Genomic DNA, 21093 nt, shown 5'->3' with positions numbered 1-21093 from the left:
CGCGGGGCATACCGCCGGTACTTACTTTCGAGTATCCTTACTCGCGGTAAGTTAGCCGCGACGACGGGACTGCTCATGACCGACCCCCGGGATCTGCTCGCCGAACCGCTCAAGCTGCAATGCGGGGCCGTGCTGCCGCATCGGATCGCGAAGTCGGCGCTCAGCGAGCAGCTTGGCGACCGCCGCAACGCACCGTCCGGCGAGCTCGCGCGGCTGTACCGGACCTGGGCCCAAGGGGGCGCTGGTCTGCTGGTGACCGGCAACGTGATGGTCGATCCCACCGCGCTCGGCGAACCGCGCAACGTCGCGGTTCCGGCCACGCCCGATCCGGCCGCGTATCGGTCGTGGGCGCAGTCGGTGGACGGCACCGACGCGCAGTTGTGGGTGCAGCTCAACCATCCCGGTCGGCAGAGCCCTCGGTACTTGTCCCGGCAGCCGGTCGCGCCCTCGGCGGTGCCGTTCGGCGATCGCGGGGTGCGGACTGCGTTCGCGGCGCCGCGCGCGTTGACCGGGGGCGAGATCGAAGCGGTGGTGGCGAGGTTCGCGTTGTCGGCGCGGACGTTCGTCGACGCCGGGTTCGCTGGGATCCAGATCCATGGCGCGCACGGGTACCTGATCTCGCAGTTCCTGTCGCCGCTGGTGAATCGTCGCGACGACGACTGGGGGCGCGACCGCAGCCGCTTCCTGCTTGAGGTGGTGCGCGCGGTCCGGGGTGCGGTCGGAGATCGGGTGCCGGTTTCGGTGAAGCTGAACAGCGCGGATTTCCAGCGCGGAGGCTTCGACGAGGACGAGTCGCTGCAGGTGGTTCGCGCGCTGGGCGAGGCGGGGATCGACCTGCTGGAGATTTCCGGCGGCACGTACGAACGGGCCGTGATGATGGGGTCCGGCCGGGCGAGCACGCAGCGGCGAGAAGCGTATTTCCTGGACTACGCGGCGAAAGCCCGGCAGATCAGCGACGTCGCGCTGATGGTCACCGGCGGGTTCGCCACGGCGGCCGGGATGGCGGAGGCGCTGGAATCCGGTGCGCTGGACGTGATCGGGATCGGCCGTCCGTTCGTTGTGGACCCCGGCCTGCCGGGACGGCTGCTCGCGGGCGAGGACGTGCGAGCCGAACGGCGGTGCCCGCGCACGGGAATCCGGCTCGCCGACAGCCTGCTCGAGATCCAGTGGCACACCCAGCAGATGCACCGCGTCGCCGCCGGCAAACCGGTGGACCTCAAGCGCGGCGCGTGGCGGGCGCTCGCGCAAGCCGGGCTCAGCGATCCGCTGAACGCGTTTCGCCGGGTACGCGCGTGAGCCGCCGGTCGACGAGCCTGGCTCCGCTGGCGAGCGCGATGAAGAAGACGCCGATGAGCACGCAGTTCAGCGCGACCTGCCCGTAACCGAGGTCGTCGGCGTTGACGAACGGGTACGGGTAGTAGCCGTCGATCGCGCCGCGGACGAGCGTGAAAACCAGCCACGCCAAGGGGTAGACGAGCGACCACCAGACGGTGCGCCATTCCAGCACGCGCGGGGCGAAGATCAGCCAGCCGAGCACGCACAGCACCGGGGTGACGCGGTGCAGCAGGATGTCCGCGGCGAGGCTGAGTCCGTGCAGTTCGTACAGTCCGGCGAGCGCGACCTGGTAGACCACGCCGGTGACCACGATCCCGACCAACGCGTCGAGCCAGAGCACGCGCATCAGCGGCGAGGTGCCGCGCCGGCGAGCGAAGGCCGCGCTGGTGACGAGGACGAGAACGTTCGAGATGATCGTGAAGTAGGTGAACAGGTTCGCCACCCGCCCGCCGAAGCTGGCGTACCGCCCTGGCGCCGGTACCAGCGCGACGATCTGGATCACGAGCGCGGCCAGCACGACGACCGCGGTCACCCCGAACCACAGCCGGGCCAACGCTTTCGAGGACATGCCGCTGACACTACGGTTCCGGCCTGGTCCGCCCGGCCCGACACGACCAGGATCGGTCGAGCCGGGCCGGGTGAACTTGCTCAAGCCGGGTGACCACTGCCCTCCGGAGGCAGTACCCGGCCGCTGACTACCGCATCACCGCACCGCCTTCACCAAGGCCGGCACGAAGACCGACGCGTCGATCGTGCCCCAGCCGCTCGCGATGTCGTAGCCCGGACCGGCCTTGAAGCCTTCGACGTCGTACTGGCTGTTGTCGCCCTTGGTGACGTCGACGATCCCGGCCGCGGTGCCCTTCGGGCCCAGCTTCGAGTACAGCGCCGGGTTGATCTGGCCCAGCCGCCCGTGGTTGGCCTGCACCGCCAACGCCAGCACGCCCGCGAACAGCGGCGCCGACTGCGACGTGCCCTGGACGCCTTCCATGCTGATGTCCGGGTACGCCCGCATCGTGCTGCCGGTGATCTTCTTGACGCGGCTCTGCCAGGACGGCCGCGCGTACGCCTTCGACAGGCCCGCGCCCTCGCTGAACCCGTTGTCCGCCGCGTTGACCAGGTCGTCGGGCTGGGTGCGGAAGCCGTTCGCGTCCAGGTGCAGCTGGGTGCCGCCGAGCGCGGTGACGTTCGGGTCGCTGGCGGGCCAGCTCGCCACCCGGTACGGGTACTTGCCGGGACCCTGCAGATACGACCCGCTCGGCCCGTCGTCGCCGGACGACGCCACCAGCGTGACGCCCGCCTTGCTCGCCCGCTCCAGCGCCGGGTCGAGGGTCTTGATCGACTCGAACGACGGGAAGTTCTCCTCGGTGGTGCCGAAGCTCATCGAGACCACGTCGGCGATGCGGTGCTCGGTCATGTAGTCGACCGCGTGCATCATTTCCGGCAGCCCGGCGAAGCCCTGCGTCTCGGCGACCGGGGTGGCCGCGACGACGATCTTCGCGGCCGGAGCCATCGCGTGCATCATCGTGACGTCGAGGTCGGTTTCCCCGCCCCACGACTGGCAGGTGGCGGTGTCCACCCCGGGGTCGGTGCACGCGGGCACCGCACCGGACGGCTGCAGCACCTCGACGTTCGCCGGCGGCAGGCCGTGCTGCCGCGAATACTCGTCCAGGACCTGCTTGACCTTGTCGTCGCCGAACGACACCAGCGTGGCCACGGTGGTCCCGGCGCCGGTGATGCCCTGGTTCCACAGCTTCGTGGCGTTGTACGCGCCGCTTTCCTTCGGCAGCTTGGCCATCGCCGCGTTGAGCCGCGCCACCCGCTCGGACACGGTGGTCGCGCCGACGAACGACTGCGCGGCGGCCGAGAAGTGATGTCGGGACGGCTGCGGCGGCGCCGGCGCGGCACTGGCCGGAGCCGCCACCACGGTGGCGGCGAGCGCCACGCCCGCCAGCAGGGTCATCGGCCGCCCGAATCCCCGGACGGCTGATTTCACCCGGAACGTCATGCTCTTCTCCCATCGACACAGGCCAGTGCTCCCACTCTCGGGCACGCGGCCACGGGTGCGACATCAACTTTCGTCGGGCGTTTTCCTGAGCACGGCGGGGAAAACTGCCCGATGTCCGTAATGTGCCCACTCATCCGGAGGGCGTGCGGGGCGATCATCCGGACGCCTCCTCGGAACCGGACCGATCTTCCCGGCCAGGCTGCTCCGCGGAACCGGATTGCTTCTCGGAACCGGGGCTCCTCGATGGACCAGCACTTCTCGCGATGCCGGGTCGTTCTGCCTGGCCGGGCTGCTCCGCGGAATCAGGCTGCCCCTCGGAACCGGATTGCTCCTCGGAACCGGATTGCTCCTCGGGACCGGGGCGCCCCGAGGAGTCAGCACTTCCCGCGATGCCGGGCCGCTCTGCCTGGCCGGATTCCTCCGCCGGACGGCTCCCGCGCAGCAACCCCCGGACGGTGTCGATGGTGTCCGCCTCGCCGGGTTCCTTGTCCGGCCGATACCGCACCACCCGCGCGAACCGCAGCGCCAGCCCGCCCGGATACCGCGTGCTGACCTGCGCACCGTCCAGTTCGATCTCGACCACCGTCTCCGGTCGCACGTGGACGGTCCACTGGTCGCGGTGCGTCTCGATCTCCTGGAACCGCTGGGTCTGCCAGGCCAGCAGTTCGTCGGTGAGGCCCTTGAACGTCTTGCCCACCATGATCGGCGGCCCGCCGTCCGGATCGCGCGCGCCGAGGTGCAGGTTCGACAGCTTCCCGGTGCGCCGCCCATGTCCCCATTCCACCGCCAGCACCACCAGGTCGATGGTGTGCACCGGTTTCACCTTCAGCCACGCGCGCCCGCGCCGCCCGGCCGCGTAGATCGAATCGAGGTCCTTCACCATCACGCCCTCGTGCCCGGCGTCCATCGCCGCTTCGAGCACCGCGGCCGGTGATTCCGGCCGGACCGAGCCGGGGATCACGTGCTCGCCCGCCACCCGGCGCAGCGCCTCGTTGCGTTCGGACAACGGCGCGTCGAGCAGATCGGCCCCGTCCAGATGCAGGCAGTCGAAGAAGTACGGCCGCAGCAGCAACGCCCGCACCTGCTCGTCCCGCGTGCTGCCGAACCGGCTCATCGTTTCCTGGAACGGCCGCGGCCGCCCGTCGTCGGTGAGCGCGAGGGTTTCGCCGTCCAGCACCACCGATTCGCACGGCAGCGCCCGCACGAGCTCGACCAATTCGCCTACGCTGCCGGTGATTTCCCGCAGCGTGCGCGTGTACACGTGCACCTCCGCGCCGTGGCGGTGCACCTGGATCCGCGCACCGTCCATTTTGTACTCGACGATCGCGTTCCCGTGCTCCGCCACGGCTTCTTCCAGCGATTCCGCCGGCGACGCGAGCATCGGCCGGACCGGACGGCCCAGCTCCAGCCCGAATTCCGCGAGCGCCGCCGCGCCCCCGGTCAGCGCTGCCTGCCCGGTGACCGGCAGCCGTCCGGACAGCATGAACGCGCGCCGCACCTGGTCGACTCCCACCTCGGCCGCCGCCGCGACCGCGTCGACCATCACGCCTTCCAGCGCGCCTTGCCGCAGCTCTCCGGTGACTAGCCGGAACACGAACTCCTGCTCGGCCCGCGTCAGCCGGGAGAACAGCGCAGTGAGCACCTCCGCTCGTCGTTTCACCGAACCCGCGCCCGCAGCGGCCGCGACCTCAGTGAGCGCGACGTCGACCTCCGCTACGGAGACGGCAGGCGCGGCCGCCGGTTCGACGGCGAGGTCGGCGAGCGTGCGCCAGCCGGCTCCGAGCCGGTCCTGCGCCGTCTGCCCGGTGAGATACGCGATCACCGCGGGCAGTTCGCCGGGTTCGGCCGAGCGCAGCACACTGGCCAGCACGGCGATCTTCGTTTTCCGTGACCGCGTGGCCGCCAGTTCGGCGGAGGCGGTGACGAGGTCGGTGAACAACACCCGGCCATCATCGCTCCCGCCACCGACAAAAACTCCCGCCCCAGCCTCGACCGGGTGAAAAAGAGCTGGTCAGGCATCCGGACGAGTGCAGTACTGGTCCAGCAGCCCCTGTTTTGTCACGCACGGCGTGTACCCTGCGTCCTGCAGTTCCGCCCGCGCCGTGCTGCTGCGCAGGTAGTCGATGAACTGCTTCAGCAGCGAATCGTTCTCCGGCACGCCCTTGGTGTAGAAGTACTCCACCGTCCAGAAGCGATAACCGGCGTCGATGCTGGTCACGTCGGGGTAGCGGTCGTCGAGTTTCGCCATGGCGACCCGCCCTCCCGCCGCGGCGATCTTGGCCGCCGGGACGTCCGCGTAGCCGATCGCGCCGGGGGTGTCGCCGACGGCGCGCAGCAGCTCGTCGGTCGTGCCGCGTTCGCAGCGCACCACCGCGGCGTGCGGGTCGCGGGTCGGCGTCCGGCAGTCGTCCGACGACAATCCCGGCTCGGCGGTGCCCAGTATTTTCTCCTCGAAAGTCTTGCGCGTGCCCGATTCCTGCCCGCGGCCGACGACCCGGATCGGAATCGACGGGCCCTCGCGCAATTGCGACCAGTTGGTGTATTTCCCGCTGAAGACACCACGGATCTGCTCGCCGCTCAGGTGGTCGACACCGACGGATTTGTTCACTACCAGGCTGTACACGAGCACCGCGACCGGCTGCGTGACCAGATCCGGTCCGGCGTCGGAGGCCTTGCCGTCGGACAGTACGGCCAAGCTGTCCTTTTGTTCTGCGGGCAACGGTCCCAATTCGCGCACCGCGGACACGCTTCCGGCCGCCTGCGTCGTGATCGTCGCGTCGGGACACAGTCTCTGGTACTCGGCCGCGACGCTGGTCATGATGCGCGCGAACGCGCTGGATCCGTGCACCGCAAGGGATCCTTTGCCGCAGCCGGGTTCGGACCCGCGCGACACCGCGACGAGGAGCATGCTCAGCAACGCCCCGGTCAGCAGTACTCCGATGCCTCCCGTCACCACCGGCCACGACAGCCAGCGCTGTTTGCGTTCGTCTTTGATCCGTCCTCCGCTGAGCCGTCCGGTGACCTCCAGCTCCTTGGACAGCGGCCCGCCTCGCCAGTCGTCCGGCTCGCGCAGCACGACGACGAGCTTGAACTTTTCCCGCCGCTTCAACGAAAGCTGCTCGAGGCGGACGCCGTGCCATTGCGGGGCCGCCGCAACCGGTGCGTCGGTTTGCCGCAGCAGAGCGGACAATCGCTGCGGCAGCAAGGCCCGCACTCCGGACAGTCGCGCGGTTCCGGGATCGGGCGTAGGCTGATCATGAGTAAAGAATTCAAGTCCGTTCCGGACCACTTCACGCAAACCGTCCTTGGCATCGGACACGCGCGCGTCCCAGACCACCCTCCGCCCGAAGGTGAACTGCAGCGGGTGTTCCCAGTCGCCCGGGTCGATGTCGAAGCTGCCGGTGTTGCGGATGCGGATCACGACCACGCTGAGCGGTTCCAGCAGCTGCACGGTGCGCACGAGTTCCGGATCCGCTTGCACCGCACCGTTGTCCGAGTCGCTGAGCGTCACGGGATTGAGGCCGATTTTGGAGTTGTAGAGTTCCCGGTAGATGACGCGCCTGCGGCGGATGACGTAGCGGTCGATGATCGGCGCGAGGATGGTCGCGCCCGCGACGACGGCGATCGGCACGAGGCCGCGGCTGGACGTGAGCACGTCGGCGAGTGTGCGCACTATTTCTCCGAAGCTCACGGTGATCCCCCTGTCCCCGCTCCCGAGACAGTCCACACTAAGCGTCAGCCGCGGGACCCTTCCCCGGTGCACCAGGTGTTCACCGGCGGTTCAACCGGCCGATGCTATCCGCTCGACGGCGGCGCGGAGCCGGTCCGGCGGGAGCGCGGCGTACCCGAGCACGAGGCCCGGATATCCCGCCGCGGTATGGGAATAAGTCGACAAGGCAGGGGCGTGCACGCCCGCCGCGGCGAGTTTTTCCTGGAGCTGTACGTCATCGGTGCCGTCCGGGAGGCGGACGACCAGGTGCAGTCCGGCGGCGATCCCGATCGGCTGCCACCGCGGAAGGTGCTGCGTTATGGCTTCGATAAGCGCGTCACGACGAGCGCGGTACAGGCGTCGGGTGCGACGCAGATGCCGGTCGTAGCCGCCGGTGGCGATCAGATGCGCGAGCGCGGCTTGCGGGAGCGGCGGGCAGCCGAGGTCGTGCATTTCCTTGACTCGGGCCACGGCGTCGCGCAGGCGTCGCGGCGGAATGAGCCAGCCGATCCGCAACGCTGGCGCGAGAACTTTGCTGACGCTGCCGATGTAGGCGACGTGATCGGGCGCGAGCGCGCGCATCGCGCCCAGCGCGGGACGGTCGTAGCGATGTTCGGCGTCGTAGTCGTCTTCCAGGATGAGCCCGCCGGTCTCCGCCGCCCAGGACAGCAGTTGCCGGCGGCGTTCCGGATGCAACGCGACGCCGAGCGGAAACTGGTGCGCGGCGGTCACCAGCACGACTGAACAGTCTGAAGTGGACAGTGCATCGACGTTGATGCCTTTGTCGTCGACGGGAATCCCGATCGGCCGCAGCCCGTGGTCGCGCAGCAGGGTCGCTTGGCCGTGGTGGCTCGGGTCTTCGACGGCGATGCGCTGGTCCGGCAACGCGTCGGCCAGCAGGGACAACGCTTCCGCGGCTCCGCTGGTGATCACGATGTCGTCCGGATTCGTCGGCAGTGCGCGGACCCGCCCGAGGTAGGCGGCCAGTTCCGCGCGCAACGCCGGATGTCCGGTCGGATCGGGGTAGCCGAGGCCGAGATCGGGCGTCGCGTTCAGGGCTTCTCGTTCGGCGGCAAGCCATTCGGCCCTCGGGAAGGCCGACAGCGCAGGCAGCCCAGGGCGCAGGTCGAACTCCCAGGTCGGCGATTTCGCCGCACTGACCCGAGGATTTGGCGCAGGATCGTCGATCGGCGCGACCCGGGTGCCTGAGCCGTGTTTGCTCAGCAGATAGCCCTCGGCGGTGAGCTGCTCGTACAGCGCGGTGACCGTGCCGCGGGCGACCCCGAGCTGGCGCGCGAGATCGCGGCTCGACGGCAGCCGGGTGCCGACAGTCAGTCGTCCGGTGCGGATCGCGTCGCGCAATGCGGCCTCGACGGCGCGGCCCCGACGTCCGCCGGCAGCGGCGGGCAGCAGCAGTTCGCGGATGGTTTCCACGGTCCGACACTACGGCCAAGTGGTCCAGTTATGCCAGTATCGAGTGGTCCTTCTGAATAGACCACTCTCCGCTGAAGACTGAGCGGCGTGAAACGGTCGATGGTGCTTTCAGGGGTGGCCGGCGCGGTGCTGGTCGGCGGATCGGTGCCGGTCACCGGCATGCTGGACGGATATCCGGTGATCACCGGGCAGGCGTTGCGGTACGCGCTCGGCGGCCTTCTGCTGCTGGGCTGGGCGAAGGTCACGCGCAGCCCGCTGCCGCGGCCGAAACTCGGCGATCTGCCGACGCTGCTCGGCCTCGCCGCGACCGGGATGATCGGCTTTCAGGCCTGTCTGCTGCTGGCTCAGCGCTACGCGGAACCCAGCGCGGTAGCGGCGTTTCTCGGAGCCAGTCCGCTCGTACTCGCGCTGATCGCGCCGATGCTCGACGGTCGCCGTCCGTCCGCCGCTCCGGTCGTCGGGTCGGTACTGGCCGGGCTCGGCATCGTGGTGCTGTCCGGCGGCGGATCCGCTTCCGCGCCAGGGCTGTTGCTGGCCGCGCTGGCGATGCTGTGCGAAGCGTCGTTCACCCTGCTCGCGGTCGGGTTGCTGCGCCGGCTCGGGCCGTTGGGCACCTCCACGTGGGGCTGTTTCACTGCTGCCGCAAGCGGTGCCGTGGTCGGGACGGTGGTCGATCCGGCTGGAGCGTGGCGGTGGCCGAACACGCGCGAGCTCGTCGCGTTGCTGTTGCTGGCCGTCGTGGTGACCGCGGTGGCGTTCGTGCTCTGGTACAGCTGCGTCGTGGGGCTGGGCGCGGATCGGGCGGGCGTGCTGATCGGGCTGATGCCGGTGTCCGGATTGGCTGTCGCGGTGTTGATCGGCGCGCAACAGTTCGAGCTGAAGGACTTGGCTGGCGTCACCCTTGTCGCCGCGGGAGTCGCATGTGGACTGTGGAAACGCGAAGCGGCTCGCCCGGAAGTGTCCGAACGAGCCGCTGCGGTCGGCTGAGAGCTACTTGCCGCCGCGTGCCATCCGCAGCACGTCGAGGGCCTCGTCGAGCTGCGCTTCGGTGAGCTTGCCGTCGCGGACGTACCCGCGCTCCAGCACGACCTCGCGGATCGTCTTGAGCTCCTTGAGCGCCTGCTTCGCCACCGCGGCCGCTTCCTCGTAGCCGATGTACTTGTTGAGCGGCGTGACGATCGACGGCGACCCCTCGGCGTACTGCCTCGCGCGCTCGGCGTTCGCGGTGACGCCGGCGAACACCTTGTCCGCCAACAGCCGCGAGACGGCCGCGAGCAGCCGTGCCGATTCGAGCACGTTGCGCGCGATGACCGGCAGGTTCACGTTGAGCTGGAAGTTGCCCGCCGCACCGGCGAACGCGACCGCCGCGTCGTTGCCGACGACCTGCGCGACGACCTGCAGCGTCGCCTCCGGGATGACCGGGTTGACCTTGCCCGGCATGATCGACGAACCCGGCTGGAGGTCCGGCAACGCCAGCTCGGCCAGCCCGGTGCGCGGACCGGAACCCAGCCAGCGCAGGTCGTTCGCGATCTTGTTCAGCGACACCGCGACCGTGCGCAGGTGCCCGGAGGTCTCGACCACGCTGTCCTGCGTCGCCTGCGCCTCGAAGTGGTTGCGTGCCTCGGCGAGCGGCAATCCGGTGATCTGCGCCAGTTCGGCCGACACTGCCGCGCCGAAGCCTTCGGGCGCATTCAGGCCGGAGCCGACCGCGGTGCCGCCGATCGGCAGTTCGCCCAGCCGCGGCAGGCCGGACTGCAGCCGCTCGATGCCGAACCGGATCTGCGCGGCCCACGCGCCCGCTTCCTGGCCGAGCGTGATCGGCACGGCGTCCATCAGGTGCGTGCGGCCGGACTTGACGACGTCGTTCCACTCCTCGGCTCGTGCCTCGATCGCGCCGGCGAGGTGCTCCAGCGCCGGGACGACGTCGGTGAGGACGGCCTCGGTGGCGGCGACGTGGATCGTCGTCGGGAAGGTGTCGTTCGAGGACTGCGACGCGTTGACGTGGTCGTTCGGATGCACGTCGCGGCCGAGCGCGCGGGTGGCCAGCGTCGCGATGACCTCGTTCGCGTTCATGTTGGACGACGTGCCCGAACCGGTCTGGAAGACGTCGATCGGGAAGTGCTCGTCGTGCTTGCCCTCGGCGACCTCGTCGGCGGCCTTGGCGATCGCGTCGGCGACGTCGGCGTCCAGGACGCCAAGACGCGCGTTCACGCGGGCGGCGGCGGCCTTCAACAGGCCCAGCGCGCGGATCTGGGCGCGCTCGAGACCGCGGCCGGAGATGGGGAAGTTCTCGACGGCACGCTGCGTCTGCGCGCGGTAGAGCGCGTCGACCGGGACGCGGACCTCACCCATCGTGTCGTGTTCGATCCGGTATTCCTGTTCAGCCATACCCCCGATTCTGGCCCCGATTCGCGCAACCGGCCGGGTGTTGTCGCCCACCCCGGTACGCTCGGTTGTGTTCTCGATCACCGCCACCCACCACTGGCATGGAGCGAGCCTCATGGATTACGACCTCGTCGTCATCGGAGCCGGTCCCACCGGCCTCTTCGCCGCCTACTACGCGGGATTCCGCGGCCTCTCGATGGCCGTCGTCGATTCGCTGCCCGAACCGGGCGGCCAGGTCACCGCGATGTATCCGGAGAAGATGATCTACGACGTCGGCGGGTTCGCCGCGGTTCGCGGCCGGGATCTGGTGCAGGGCCTGGTGGACCAGGTCGCGCCGTGGAAGCCGGACTATCTGCTCGGCCGTAAAGCGGAGAAGCTGGAGAGCGTCGAGGGCGGCCTGGAACTGACTCTGGACGGTGGCGACGTGCTGCGCGCAGGAGCGGTCCTGATCACCGCGGGCATCGGCGAGTTCACGCCGCGTCCGCTGCCCGCCGGAGACGGCTGGCTGGGCCGCGGGATGGTCCATTTCGTCCCGTCGCTCGCGGCCCACGAGGGCCAGCACGTGGTCGTGGTCGGCGGCGGGGATTCGGCGTTCGACTGGTGCCTGGCGCTGCATCCGGTTGCGGCGAGCGTGACGCTCGTGCACCGCCGCGCGAAGTTCCGGGCCGCGGAGTCGATTGTGCGGCAGGTGCGGGAGCTGGGCGTGCGGTTGGTGACCGATGCGGAGGTGTCCCGGTTCGTCGAGGCTCCGGACGGGTCGCTGACGGCAGTCGACGTGACCGTGAAGGGCGGTGCGGAAGAACAACTGCGTGCGGACGCGGTGGTTGCCGCGCTGGGGTTCACTGCGGATTTGGGACCGATTGAGAGCTGGGGGTTGGAAATCGATCACCGGGCGATTTCGGTGGATTCGACGATGGCGACGGCGCGGCCGCGCGTTTATGCGGCGGGGGATGTGGCGGCGTATCCGGGAAAGGTGAAGCTGATCGCGACGGGGTTCGGCGAGGCGGCTACGGCGGTGAACAATATCGCGGTGGCGTTGAATCCGGAGGCGCATTTGTTCCCGGGGCATTCGAGCAACGTCGAGTGACTCAGCCGGTTTTCTCCGCGAGCCAAGGCTGATACGCCACCGCCGACGTAGCGATCGACGGAGCAGATCCGCACGTCGACGAGCGGTTTCCCGGACGGCTGACCATCCCCGCCAGCACCCATCGATCACCGTCGCGGATCAGTTCCGGCCCGCCGGAATCGCCGTAGCACGAGCCGGATCCGCCAGGGCTTTCCGTGCACAGTTCGGACGTTCCGTCGAACGTCGAAGTGCATTTCGCGCCCGGCGCCAATTGCGTGTCGAGCTGGCGCAGCGACTTCGCGACCGGCCCGCAATTCGGTGTCGCGCACGTCTGGCCCCAGCCGATTACCCGGACCTTCGTGCCCGGCGCGGCCGAGCCTCCGATCGCGATCGGCGCGGCCTTCACCGGTGCAGTCAACCGGATCAGGCCGACGTCGCCGGTTTGCGTGTCGGCGTTGAAATGCGGGTGCAGCACGAACTCCGCCGCCTTCGGCGTTTCCCCGCCCTGATCGGCGTCGTTGCTGCCGACGCGCAAGCCGATCGTCGCCGGGTCCTTCGCGGACAGGCAGTGCGCCGCGGTGACCACCCAGGTCGGCGTGATCAGCGAACCGCCGCAGAACAGCGCGCCGCCCGAGGTGTGCAGGGACACCGCGAACGGGTACGGCTGGTCCGCGTCGGTTCCGCCGACGATCGAAGGCGCCGCCGTCGAGCTCCCGGTGTTGAGCGCGACGCCGGCGAGGACAGTCAGCGCCAGCGCGAACAGCCGTTTCGACACCGGGAACTCCTTGGCAGATCAGGGAAGCGGAGGCACCGCGCGCTCGTCCTCGTCGAGGTCGAGGTTGCCGTCGAAGTTGACGGACGAGTACGCCCGGAGCTTCTCGAGCCGGTGGTAGCCGTCGATCATTCTGACCGTCCCGGACTTGGACCGCATGACGATCGACTGCGTCGTCGCGCCGCCCGCCCGATAGTGGACGCCGCGCAGCAGGTCGCCGTCGGTGACGCCGGTGGCGCAGAAGAACACGTTGTCGCCGGTGACCAGGTCGTCGTTGAGCAGGATCCGGTCGAGGTCGTGGCCTGCGGCGAGCGCCTTCTCGCGCTCCGCGTCGTCCTTCGGCCACAGCCTGCCCTGCAGTTCGCCGCCGAGGCACTTCATCGCGCACGCGGCGATGATGCCCTCGGGCGTGCCGCCGATGCCGAGCAGCATGTCGACGCCGGTGGTCGGCCGGGCCGCGGCGATCGCGCCCGCGACGTCGCCGTCCGAGATGAACCGGATCCGGGCTCCCGCCTCGCGGACCTCCTTGACCAGCTGATCGTGGCGCGGCCGGTCGAGGATGCAGACCGTCACGTCGCTGACGCTGGAGTTCTTCGCCTTCGCCACGCGCCGGATGTTCTCCGCGACCGGGGCGGAGATGTCCACCTTGCCCGCCGCGTCCGGGCCGACGGCCAGCTTCTCCATGTAGAACACCGCGGAGGGGTCGAACATCGCGCCGCGCTCGGCGACCGCGAGCACGGCCAGCGCGTTCGGCATGCCCTTCGCCATGAGCGTGGTGCCGTCGACCGGGTCGACCGCGACGTCGCAGTCCGGGCCGTCGCCGTTGCCGACTTCTTCGCCGTTGAACAGCATCGGCGCTTCGTCCTTCTCGCCCTCGCCGATGACGACGACGCCGCGCATCGAGACGGTGGAGACGAGCTGGCGCATCGCGTCGACGGCAGCCCCGTCGCCGCCGATCTTGTCGCCTCGGCCGACCCAGCGGCCGGCGGCCATCGCGGCTGCCTCGGTCACCCGCACCAGTTCCATGGCGAGGTTGCGATCAGGCGCTTCGCGTCGGCTGCGGTCACTGGCGGTGGTCATGGTGGCCTCCCGGAACACGGTTCGTCAGCGGGTGCCCAGTCTGTCAGATCCCTAGACCACCTGACCGATTCAGCAACGCATGGTGCACGTCACTGTGTGTCGTCGTCGGTCTCCACCGAGGCCAGCGCGGCCTCGATCCGCTCGCGGGCGCCTTCCAGATGCCGTTCGCACACCTTGGCGAGCTGCTCGCCCTTTTCCCAGAGTTCGAGCGACTGTTCCAAGGAGAGCCCGCCGGCTTCCAGTTCCTTCACGACCTCGACGAGCTGATCGCGGGCCTGCTCGTAACCGAGTCCGGCGGTGTCTGCTTCGCTCACGTTCTCCGACCTTGTGGTGCACGGGGCTGTTCGCGCAGACTACCGCGCTCGGCCGACATTCCCGGGGAACCGGGTTGGGCCCGCTGCGGGCAAGCGACCACGGCACTCGCCATCGCGTGGTCGTATCCGACGAAAGCCAGCGCGAACTCCTGCCCGTCACCGTCCGCGATGGCGTCCTCGAGGTTCTCCTGCGCGCTCGCCACCCGTCGCCGATGCCCGGTTCCTTCGGCGAACCACCACCGGACGCCGACGTGCTCGGACGTCGCCTCGGACAGCCGCCTGAGCTGCGGAGCAAGCCCTCGCCGAGCCGCAGTGCCGCAGCCGGCGAGCAGCGCTGTCCAGCATTCGTCGGCGGCCCGGTCGGTGACCAGGGCCTGCCGCAGCAGGAGACCGGCGTTGAGCCGGGCGGCGGCGTCCACCGTGAGCGGGAGGAACGCCGGGGCCCGGTGCATCACGGCCGGTCTCCTTCCGGTACGGGTGTCGTCGGCTCGACGGATTCGGCCACCGCCTGGACCGCCCCGTCGGCGACCCGTACGCGCAGCTGCGCTCCGTCCTCGATCTGGGAGACGGAGCGGAGCACGTGGAGGTTGCCTGCGGAATCGGTGAACTGGACGACGGCGTATCCGCGCGCCATCGTGGCCGCCGGGCCGAGCGCGGCCAGCTTGCCCCGCGCGTTCGCGACCTCGGCCTGGTCCTTGGCGAGCAGGCCGAGCATCGCGCGACGGCCGCGTTCGCGGTGCATCTCGACGTCGCTGAGGCGGCGTTCGATCGGACCCAGCGGATCGGCCAGCGACGGCCGGCTGCGCAGCTGGGTCAGCAGACGCGTCTCCCGGTCGACCCAGCCGTGCAGCGCCCGACGGCCGCGGTCGCGCATCTGCCGCACCCGCGCGGTTTCCTCGCGGACGTCCGGCACGATGCGCTTGCTCGCGTCGGTCGGGGTGGAACAGCGCAGGTCGGCGACATGGTCGAGCAGCGGAGTGTCCGGCTCGTGGCCGATGGCGCTGACGATCGGCGTGCCCGCGGCCGCGACCGCCCGGCACAACGCTTCGTCGGAGAACGGCAGCAAATCCTCGACGCTGCCGCCGCCTCGGGCGATGACGATCACGTCGACGTCCGGGTCTTTGTCCAAAATGGACAGTGCGCGGAGGATTTGCGGAACCGCCTGTGTGCCCTGCACGGCGGTGTTCAGCACCTTGAACAACACATGCGGCCAGCGTGCCTGCGCGTTGGCCAGCACGTCCCGCTCGGCCGCCGACGCGCGTCCGGTGATCAACCCAATTCCCTTGGGCAGAAAAGGAATCGGGCGTTTCCGTTCGCGGGCGAACATGCCTTCCGCGGCCAGCAGCTTGCGGAGCCGTTCGATCCGCGCGAGCAGTTCGCCGATGCCGACCGCGCGGATCTGGTCCGCGCGCAGGCTTAACGTGCCGCGGCCGAAGAAGAACGACGGCTTCGCGTGGATGACCACTCGATCGCCTTCGCGCAGCGGCGTGGGCAATTCGCGCACCAGCCACATCGGACAGGTGACGGACATCGAGACGTCCGCGGACGGATCGCGCAGGGTCAGGAACGCGGTCTGTGTGCCCGGCCGCGCGTTCATCTGCGTGACCTGGCCTTCGACCCAGACGTCACCGAGCCGGTGGACCCAGTCGCCGATCTTGCGCGCGACAGTTCGGACCGGCCAGGGGTTCTCCGCGCTGGTCGCGGGGTCGTTGCTCACTGGCCTTCCGCGGGGTCGCCCGGCTGTTCCTCGGCCTTGCGCGCGTTGCCGATCCGCCGCGCGAGCATGCCGACGAACGACGCGCGGTCGGCGTTGGCCTTCTCGTACTCCAGCAGTTCTTCCAGCTGGGGCACGGTCAACCGGCGCAGCCGAGCGCGCAGCTGCGGCAGCGTCAGCTCGTCGTAATTGCCCAGGCCAGCCGGGCCGGAGCTGTCGTTCTCGCCCTCGGAATGCTCCTCGGCGAGCGCGCGGGTCTCCTCGACCCACGGGTCGTCGATGTTTTCCGCGGCGAGGTCCGGCGGCTGCGCGCGGTGGCCGTTGGTGCGCGGCTCGGGCAGGTCGTCGACCGGCACGAGGGTCGGCCGGGACGGGGCGAATTCGGGCTCGGCGTCCTCGTCGAACGTCGCCCAGCTGGGCGTGTCCTCGACGGGACGCAGCATCGACAACGCGTCGTCGCCCTTGATGGCCAGCTCGGTGACCTGCTGCTGGATGCGCATGGACAGCTGCAGTACCTGGCTCACGACGGTGACCGGCAGGCCGGTGAGCTGCTTCGGGAGCTCACGAACCCGCTCGGCGGTGGTGACGGCGAGGCCCGCGGCGACCCGGAGGGGGAGCGGGAGTGGCTTCATGGGTCCAGCGTGCCGTATCAGGGCCGTCCTGCCCAACCGAACGGGTGGCCAGGGGCGCCGGACGTGACGCCCGGCACAGCCTGAATGGCCGCCGTCATCATCCGAACGAGGACTTCGACCCCGGTTCAGCACTGCCCGTACCCTGGAGGCATGACTTCTGCGAGTCCCGGAACCGAACCCGCCGGTACCCCGACGATCTCCCGGTCCGGCGCCGCCAAACGCGTGCTGCTCGCGAAGCCGCGCGGGTACTGCGCCGGTGTTGACCGCGCGGTCGTCGCCGTCGAGAAGGCGCTCGAGCTGTACGGGCCGCCGGTGTACGTGCGCAAGGAAATCGTGCACAACCGGCACGTCGTCGAGACCCTGCGCGAACGCGGCGTGATTTTCGTCGAGGAGACGTCCGAGGTGCCCGAGGGCGCGCTCGTGGTGTTCTCCGCACACGGCGTCTCGCCCGCGGTACACGCCGAAGCCGAGGAACGGAACCTGCGCACCATCGACGCGACCTGCCCGCTGGTCACCAAGGTGCACAAAGAGGTCAACCGGTTCGCCAAGGACGACTACGACATCCTGCTGATCGGCCACGAGGGCCACGAGGAGGTCGAGGGCACGGCGGGCGAGGCGCCGGACAAGGTGCAGCTGGTCGACAAGCCCGAAGACGTCGACAAGGTCGACGTGCGCGACCCGTCGAAGGTGATCTGGCTGTCGCAGACCACGCTGTCGGTAGACGAGACGATGGAACGCGTCGACCAGTTGCGCGACCGCTTCCCGACGTTGGCCGACCCGCCCAGCGACGACATTTGTTATGCCACCACCAACCGCCAGGTCGCGGTCAAGGCGATGGCCCCGGAGTGCGATCTGGTGCTGGTCGTCGGCTCGAAGAACTCGTCGAACTCGAAGCGGCTGGTGGAGGTCGCGCTGAAGGCCGGTGCGTCGGCGTCTCACCTGATCGACTTCGCGTCGGAGGTCGACGAGTCGTGGCTGGAGGGCGTGTCGACGGTCGGGGTCACGTCGGGGGCCTCCGTGCCGGACGTGCTGGTGATGGACCTGCTGAAGTGGCTCGCCGAGCGCGGGTACGGGCAGGTGGACGAGGTGACGACGGCCAACGAGAAGATCGCGTTCGCGTTGCCCAAGGAGCTTCGGAAGGCTGTTAAGTCGGAGTCCTGACCGGGGCCTGGGGTCTCGTCGCTCGTTTCTCGTCGGGGCCTGCCGCGGCGAGAGTCTGCCGCGACGAGAGCTTGGCGCGGCGAGAGCTTGGCGCGATGAGAGCTTGGCGCGGCGAGGAAGCCCGGCCGCTGTGCCGTGAAGCCGTGAGGAAGTCTGGCCGCTGCACCGAGAAGCCGTCGAGACCCGCGAAGCTACCGACCTGATTTCTTTGCACCACAACGAAAAGGCCGCCGATCCCGGCTAAGGGATCGGCGGCCTTTTCGTCTGTCTGTGCTTTCTGACCGAGACCATGCCTGACGCGAGGATTCCGCGCTGGGTCAGCCCTCGTCGTCCCAAGGACGCTGGCGGCGCGGCGGTTCCCGGCGAGGAGGACGCGGACGCCCAGGCGGCGGCTCGTCTCCACGCGGTCGACGACGCGGCGGCGGTGCGTCACCCCGCGGATCACGACGGCGCGGATCCCCTTCCGGCGGCCGAGGACGACGCCCCTCCGGCGGCGGCTTGCGGCCACCGCGCGGAGCGTTCGGGTCCATCGGATCGCGCCGAGGACGGGCACCCGGATCAGCGGGCGGACGCGGACGGCGCGGCGGCGGAGCGTCGAGATCGCGCGGCGGCCGGCGACGGTTGCCCGGAGGCGGCGTCTGCCCGGTACGTCCGGCGGGCGGCCGCGAGCGCGGACGGTTCGCGGCTTTGTCGTCGTCCTCGTCCCGAGTGCGCGGCAGCTTGCCGTCCTTGATCTTGACGGGCGCGTCCGGGTCGCGTTCGCGGTAGATCCGGAAGAAGCCGAACAGCAACGTGACGCCGGTGGTGACCGCCATCGTCGGGAAGCCCTTGATCAGCGGGGTGCCGATGTTGAGCAGCTTCGACAGCGTGTCGCTGGCCTCCGGACCCCCGCCGGTCAGCAACACCACGCCCGGCACGGTGACGGCGAGCACCAGCGGCGGCTGCACCATCGGACCGAACAGCCCGCGTCTTTGCACCGCGCCGACCGCGATCACGGCCCCGAGGAAGTAGCCCGCCTTGAAAACAAAACCGAGGCTGCCGGTGGACTTCTCGTCGATGATGGCGCCGAGCACTGCCAAGCCGAAGCCCACGAGCACAGCCGCCCACCAGGGCAGGCCGCGCCTCGTGCCGACGACGAGACGCTCGTCCCACGGCACGGGGGCGTCATCGGCATCGGGATCGCTCTGGCGATCGCGTATCGCGGTCACGAGGCACACCGTAGCCCGTACTTGTCACGATCTTGTTGGCACTGCCGAGGACAGCACGAAGCAGCCACTCGACCGCATGACATTTCGTTCGGTCGAGCGGTACTCGCGGTACGGCCTGCCCGCCCCGCTCCGCCGGACGGGGAACCAGTGGACCAGACCTCTGACCAGCGGTGATACCGACGGTATGGTCTGACTGCCCGATTCCCGGCCCTGCGCTGGCCCCAGGCTATGCCACCGGCTGACCACGGCAACGGCGGCGTCGCCGGTTCCGTTCCGGAACATTCGCCGTTCTGGAACTTGACCGGGAATTGACGTTCCCGCGAACCGCCTGAGCATCCGGATCCTGCCCGCGCGACGCCGGAACCCTGCCCTTTCTCTCGCCGCGACGGCAGTGTCCAACCTGGACTTCGCCAGTCGTTCTGGGCAATCCGGACTCCGGAGCTCGCCGGCCTGACAGGGGTCGCAGCGCCCAGCCGGGAGCCGCGGCGAGCCGTCGACAGCGGCAGGCCATGACCACGCGGACCAAGCCATCGCCTCGGCTGCAGGCCTGCGATCGCGGATCACCGGTCACCGCGACGGCGACCCGGCCGACTGCGGACCCGCCACCGCGATGGCTACCGCTCACGGCAACGCCCAGAGTAGGGCAGACCCGGGACGCTCAGCTGGCCTCACCGGCAGGCTCATTCCCGCCGGATAGCGCCGCCGAACCCGCGCGGCCGAGGAACACCCACCGGAGCGCTGCCGAGGGCTGGCTCCGCCGGATAGCGCCGTCGGATCGGCGCGGCCGAGGGGGCACTCACCATCGGAACGCTGCCGAGGGACATCCCACTGGAGTGCTGCCGAGGGACATCCCATCGGAGTGCTGCCGAGAGACATCCCACCGGGGCACCGCCGAACGACACCCCACCGGAGCGCTGCCGAGGCTCGTGCCCGCCAGGCAACCCGCCTGATGTCGAGCCGCCGGACCGCTGGCCAAGACCTCGCCTCGCCCAGCAGCATCGCCAGCCTTCAAGCCCCAGCCCGTGTTCCGCGCGTCTCAGTCCCTCGCCCTGCGGTCCTCAGTCAACGCCGCCGGATCCGTCCCGCGAGAGCATGCCGCCGATCGTCCGATCGCGACTGTCGAGCCCGCGGCCATCGCGCCGCGACCTCAACCAGCTGTCACCTCGTCTCCCTTCCGAAGCTGCGGCACCGGTGCCGGACTGCCTGACGCGTCGGTGAGCGGCGCGACCGTCGCGCGGAAAGACTCCAGTGCCTCGAGTTCCCGACGGCGGGCGGAGACAAAGCGCTGAAGGTGCGTTGTGGACAGATTCAGCGCTTCGACCGCATTGCCCGCGGCCCGATGTGCGGCGGCGGCACCCGCGCGCACTTGCTCGACGTCCTCGACGAGCGCCCGGTCGCTGGCGGCGAACAGCGCCGCCGACGCGAGCACCCCGAATCCCGTGGGGCCGCACAGGAATACGCGGCGGTCGATCAGCCAGCGCAGCAGTTCGGGATCGGTGTCGAGGGCGGCGACCACGGCCGCGTCGGACGGGACGAACATGACGGTGCCGTAGATCGCGTCCGCCCAGCGCTGGTAGCCCTTGCCCGCCAGCTCCGCCGCGCGGGAGCGCAGCTGCCGGACGTGGACGCGCAGCGCGTCGAGCCGTTCTTCCGGATCGTCGGTCTCGACCGCCTCCGCCCAGATGGCCATGCTCGCCTTCGCGTCGACCGGCACTGCCCGGCCGCCGCCGACATTCAGCACCAGGTCAGGTTTCGCGCTTCCGCCGCCGCCCAGATCGGTCTGCAGGGTGAAGTGCAGTCCCTCCCGCAGTCCGAGTGCGCGCGCGGTCTCCACGAGCACCTGTTCGCCGAGTTCGCCGCGGCCGTGGATCGACGCGAATGCCACCTCGTACCGGCGCAGCGCGAGCTGCTGCTGGTCGCCTTTCGCGCGCTCCGCCGCCACGAGCCGCGCGGCCGCGTCGGCCCGGCGCATTCCGTCGTTGTACAGCCGCCAAAGCACGACGACCGCGACGCACAGGAGCAACGCGAGCACGATGGCCGCAGTGGTGATCACCGTCTCCACCCGGTCCTCCTTTCCGTCGGGTCCGGCGGGTGTCCGGACGCGAGACATCATGGCGGACCACACCGACAAAAACCGGCACGCATGGTCGCGCTGCGTAGCTGACCTGCGACTTTGCAGATTCGGTGCTGGGCGTGTCCCTAGTGGACCTGATCGGCTTCGTACACACGTTCGAGTGGGGCCACGGCGTGCCTACGGGATTTCGTCGGGGTCTGCTCC

Annotated in this window: 18 protein-coding genes; 4 read left to right on the top strand and 14 right to left on the bottom strand. The window is 69.8% G+C overall.

Annotated features, from left to right (window positions below):
* Positions 1–75: 75 nt before the first annotated feature.
* Positions 76–1296 (top strand): NADH:flavin oxidoreductase/NADH oxidase family protein, encoded by a 1221-nt coding sequence (locus ACZ7OI_RS23930; RefSeq protein WP_470266394.1) that lies wholly within the window; start codon positions 76–78, stop codon positions 1294–1296.
* Here the strand turns inward: ACZ7OI_RS23930 and ACZ7OI_RS23925 are convergent.
* The 5 genes from ACZ7OI_RS23925 to pdxR all read right to left on the bottom strand — a co-directional run bounded on the left by ACZ7OI_RS23925 (position 1256) and on the right by pdxR (position 8483).
* Positions 1256–1903, bottom strand: coding sequence for a Pr6Pr family membrane protein (locus tag ACZ7OI_RS23925; protein ID WP_470266393.1), 648 nt, complete (start codon positions 1901–1903; stop codon positions 1256–1258). The two genes, ACZ7OI_RS23930 and ACZ7OI_RS23925, sit on opposite strands and share 41 nt — an antisense overlap.
* 135 nt (positions 1904–2038) lie before the next feature.
* Entirely contained in the window at positions 2039–3340 is a 1302-nt protein-coding gene (locus tag ACZ7OI_RS23920) for a S53 family peptidase (protein WP_470266392.1), read from the bottom strand.
* A gap of 154 nt (positions 3341–3494) precedes the next feature.
* Positions 3495–5282: an ATP-dependent DNA ligase gene (locus tag ACZ7OI_RS23915; protein WP_470266391.1), complete on the bottom strand. Its 1788-nt coding sequence runs from the start codon at positions 5280–5282 to the stop codon at positions 3495–3497.
* 69 nt (positions 5283–5351) lie between these two features.
* Positions 5352–7031 (bottom strand): PstS family phosphate ABC transporter substrate-binding protein, encoded by a 1680-nt coding sequence (locus ACZ7OI_RS23910; protein ID WP_470266390.1) that lies wholly within the window; start codon positions 7029–7031, stop codon positions 5352–5354.
* Positions 7032–7121: 90 nt separating this feature from the next.
* Positions 7122–8483, bottom strand: coding sequence for a MocR-like pyridoxine biosynthesis transcription factor PdxR (pdxR, locus tag ACZ7OI_RS23905; protein WP_470266389.1), 1362 nt, complete (start codon positions 8481–8483; stop codon positions 7122–7124).
* Positions 8484–8570: 87 nt separating this feature from the next.
* Between pdxR and ACZ7OI_RS23900 the strand changes: the two genes are divergently transcribed.
* Entirely contained in the window at positions 8571–9470 is a 900-nt protein-coding gene (locus ACZ7OI_RS23900) for a DMT family transporter (RefSeq protein ID WP_470266388.1), read from the top strand.
* A 3-nt stretch (positions 9471–9473) separates the two neighbouring features.
* Here the strand turns inward: ACZ7OI_RS23900 and ACZ7OI_RS23895 are convergent, their stop codons facing one another.
* Positions 9474–10871 carry a class II fumarate hydratase gene (locus ACZ7OI_RS23895; protein WP_470266387.1) on the bottom strand — a complete coding sequence of 466 codons (1398 nt, stop codon included), beginning with the start codon at positions 10869–10871 and terminating at the stop codon, positions 9474–9476.
* A 112-nt stretch (positions 10872–10983) separates the two neighbouring features.
* Between ACZ7OI_RS23895 and ACZ7OI_RS23890 the strand changes: the two genes are divergently transcribed.
* Positions 10984–11955 carry an NAD(P)/FAD-dependent oxidoreductase gene (locus ACZ7OI_RS23890; RefSeq protein WP_470266386.1) on the top strand — a complete coding sequence of 324 codons (972 nt, stop codon included), beginning with the start codon at positions 10984–10986 and terminating at the stop codon, positions 11953–11955.
* A 1-nt stretch (position 11956) separates the two neighbouring features.
* On the opposite strand, the gene ACZ7OI_RS23885 is transcribed toward ACZ7OI_RS23890, so the two are convergent.
* From ACZ7OI_RS23885 to ACZ7OI_RS23860, 6 genes are all read right to left on the bottom strand, one after another.
* Positions 11957–12709 carry a S1 family peptidase gene (locus ACZ7OI_RS23885; protein ID WP_470266385.1) on the bottom strand — a complete coding sequence of 251 codons (753 nt, stop codon included), beginning with the start codon at positions 12707–12709 and terminating at the stop codon, positions 11957–11959.
* 18 nt (positions 12710–12727) lie between these two features.
* A complete protein-coding gene (gene glpX, locus ACZ7OI_RS23880; RefSeq protein WP_378400880.1) occupies positions 12728–13786 on the bottom strand; it encodes a class II fructose-bisphosphatase in 1059 nt (352 codons plus the stop codon).
* A gap of 89 nt (positions 13787–13875) precedes the next feature.
* Entirely contained in the window at positions 13876–14100 is a 225-nt protein-coding gene (locus ACZ7OI_RS23875; RefSeq protein ID WP_470266384.1) for an exodeoxyribonuclease VII small subunit, read from the bottom strand.
* Entirely contained in the window at positions 14097–14552 is a 456-nt protein-coding gene (locus ACZ7OI_RS23870) for a hypothetical protein (protein WP_470266674.1), read from the bottom strand. Before ACZ7OI_RS23870 ends, ACZ7OI_RS23875 begins: the two co-directional genes overlap by 4 nt.
* Positions 14552–15817, bottom strand: a complete 1266-nt coding sequence (xseA, locus tag ACZ7OI_RS23865) for an exodeoxyribonuclease VII large subunit (protein ID WP_116202707.1) — start codon at positions 15815–15817, stop codon at positions 14552–14554. The genes ACZ7OI_RS23870 and xseA overlap by 1 nt, the downstream gene beginning before the upstream one ends.
* Complete coding sequence (locus tag ACZ7OI_RS23860) at positions 15814–16446, bottom strand: lipid droplet-associated protein (protein ID WP_470266383.1); 633 nt, start codon at positions 16444–16446, stop codon at positions 15814–15816. The genes xseA and ACZ7OI_RS23860 overlap by 4 nt, the downstream gene beginning before the upstream one ends.
* 150 nt (positions 16447–16596) lie before the next feature.
* Here ACZ7OI_RS23860 and ACZ7OI_RS23855 point away from each other — a divergent pair, with 150 nt between their 5' ends.
* Complete coding sequence (locus tag ACZ7OI_RS23855; protein WP_378400887.1) at positions 16597–17607, top strand: 4-hydroxy-3-methylbut-2-enyl diphosphate reductase; 1011 nt, start codon at positions 16597–16599, stop codon at positions 17605–17607.
* Between the two features lie 317 nt (positions 17608–17924).
* Here ACZ7OI_RS23855 and ACZ7OI_RS23850 read toward each other — a convergent pair whose 3' ends face one another.
* Together ACZ7OI_RS23850 and rmuC are read right to left on the bottom strand one after the other, a co-directional pair.
* Entirely contained in the window at positions 17925–18815 is an 891-nt protein-coding gene (locus ACZ7OI_RS23850) for a DUF6542 domain-containing protein (RefSeq protein WP_470266382.1), read from the bottom strand.
* Positions 18816–19962: 1147 nt separating this feature from the next.
* Positions 19963–20877, bottom strand: a complete 915-nt coding sequence (gene rmuC, locus ACZ7OI_RS23845) for a DNA recombination protein RmuC (RefSeq protein WP_470266381.1) — start codon at positions 20875–20877, stop codon at positions 19963–19965.
* Between the last annotated feature and the right edge of the window lie 216 nt (positions 20878–21093).

The sequence above is a fragment of the Amycolatopsis sp. NPDC114503 genome, from assembly GCF_055633655.1.
Note: the sequence above shows the minus strand (reverse complement) of the source record. Positions and strands in the feature narration are given on the sequence as shown.

Bases quoted from the DNA above. Each gene is read 5' to 3' on its own strand.
- ACZ7OI_RS23930 (WP_470266394.1), top strand. From the start codon at position 76: ATGACCGACCCCCGGGATCTGCTCGCCGAACCGCTCAAGCTGCAATGC.
- ACZ7OI_RS23925 (WP_470266393.1), bottom strand. From the start codon at position 1,903: ATGTCCTCGAAAGCGTTGGCCCGGCTGTGGTTCGGGGTGACCGCGGTC.
- ACZ7OI_RS23920 (WP_470266392.1), bottom strand. From the start codon at position 3,340: ATGACGTTCCGGGTGAAATCAGCCGTCCGGGGATTCGGGCGGCCGATG.
- ACZ7OI_RS23895 (WP_470266387.1), bottom strand. From the start codon at position 10,871: ATGGCTGAACAGGAATACCGGATCGAACACGACACGATGGGTGAGGTC.
- ACZ7OI_RS23890 (WP_470266386.1), top strand. From the start codon at position 10,984: ATGGATTACGACCTCGTCGTCATCGGAGCCGGTCCCACCGGCCTCTTC.
- glpX (WP_378400880.1), bottom strand. From the start codon at position 13,786: ATGACCACCGCCAGTGACCGCAGCCGACGCGAAGCGCCTGATCGCAAC.
- ACZ7OI_RS23870 (WP_470266674.1), bottom strand. From the start codon at position 14,552: ATGCACCGGGCCCCGGCGTTCCTCCCGCTCACGGTGGACGCCGCCGCC.
- ACZ7OI_RS23860 (WP_470266383.1), bottom strand. From the start codon at position 16,446: ATGAAGCCACTCCCGCTCCCCCTCCGGGTCGCCGCGGGCCTCGCCGTC.
- ACZ7OI_RS23855 (WP_378400887.1), top strand. From the start codon at position 16,597: ATGACTTCTGCGAGTCCCGGAACCGAACCCGCCGGTACCCCGACGATC.